Source organism: Pseudomonas sp. NMI760_13, from assembly GCF_021283245.1.
GTDB classification, from domain to species: Bacteria; Pseudomonadota; Gammaproteobacteria; order Pseudomonadales; family Pseudomonadaceae; genus Aquipseudomonas; species Aquipseudomonas peradeniyensis.
The window spans coordinates 1-832 of sequence record NZ_JAJSRC010000093.1 but is presented as its reverse complement, the minus strand read 5'-3'; the positions used below and the strand labels follow the sequence as shown (position 1 = coordinate 832).

1 protein-coding gene is annotated in these 832 nt (G+C 61.8%); it reads left to right on the top strand.

Features of this window, described 5'->3' with window-relative positions:
• A partial coding sequence (locus tag LU671_RS29310) for an immunoglobulin-like domain-containing protein (protein WP_332880107.1) occupies positions 1-832 on the top strand: 832 nt, incomplete at both ends.

Here is an 832-nt window from a genome sequence, read left to right as displayed (position 1 = left end):
CCAGTGGCACGTTCACCATCACCGCACCGGATGATGTGTTCGTCGGCGGCCAGCCTTCGATCGTCAACAAGATCGAAGGCGTCAGCGGCGCGGACAACTTCGAGAAACTGACCCTCGGCGACAACACGATCACCACGACCGTGACCGACGAGCCGGGCACTGGCACGCCAGGCACCGACAACCAGGGCGATAAGGTCACCGTCACCATCGTCGGCAAAGGCGATGTCACCGAAGACCAGCAGCCGGCCTTCACCGTCAAGGTCAGCCAGAAGCTGGACCATGACCTGACCGTAACCCTGTCGAATGGCGACAAGGTCGTGATCCCGGCCGGCCAGACCGAAACCGAATACAAGGCCAAGGCCCAGGGCGACGACGTCTTCAAGGACGGCGACACCCTGACCGTCGGCATCACCGATGCCGCCGTTGATGGCAAGGCTTTCGAAAATCTGGAACTGGGCGGCAACGCTTCGGTGCAGATCACCGATACCGTCAGCGAAGTCGTTGCGACACTGACCGCTGACAAGACCACCGTCACCGAAGGTGGCCAGATCACCTACACCGTGACCCTGACCAATGCCCAGGGTCTGCCGGTCAATGGCCATAACGGCCTGACCTTCACCTTGACCGATGGCACCAAAGTCACCATCCCGGCCGGTAGCGCCAGCGGTACCTTCACCATCACCGCACCAGACGACGTGTTTGTCGGCGGCCAGCCTTCGATCGTCAACAAGATCGAGTCGGTTGCCGGTGGCGATAACTTCGAGAAGCTCACGCTGGGTGACAACACCGTCACCACGACCGTGACTGACGAGCCGGGCACCGGTACTCCGGG